This is a genomic window from Neisseria sp. P0001.S005 (assembly GCF_051963715.1).
On sequence record NZ_JBQCTZ010000717.1, the window covers coordinates 1 to 386 of the forward strand.

General features: G+C 55.4%; 1 protein-coding gene. It reads right to left on the minus strand.

The window, feature by feature from the left end:
* The coding region (locus ACTHSP_RS22540; RefSeq protein WP_440347075.1) for a Na+/H+ antiporter NhaC family protein at positions 1-386 on the minus strand (386 nt) is incomplete at both ends.

A 386-nucleotide genomic window follows, 5' to 3' on the forward strand; every position in this document is an offset into this window, starting at 1 on the left:
GGGAATTGCGAGGTAACGTGGTCGATGTGGTTACAGTGTGCGCCGGTAGAAGAGAGGATGGTGGTGTCGGAAATCGGCGAGCAGTGGTCGCCAAATACGGCACCGGCCATTACGGCAGACATGCAAGGGATAATCAGCGAAGGTTCGACTTTGACGGCCATGGCGGCGGCAATCGGCAACATAATGCCGAATGTACCCCAGCTTGTGCCGGTAGCGAAGGCCATCACGCCTGCGAGCATAAACAAAATCACGGGCAGGAAGCCTGCGTGGATATTGCCTGCCACTAAAGTGGAGAGGTATTCGCCGGTGTGCATCTCGCTGACAACGGTGCTGATGATCCATGCCAAAATCAAGATGGTAATGGCACCGCGCATAGAGATGATGCC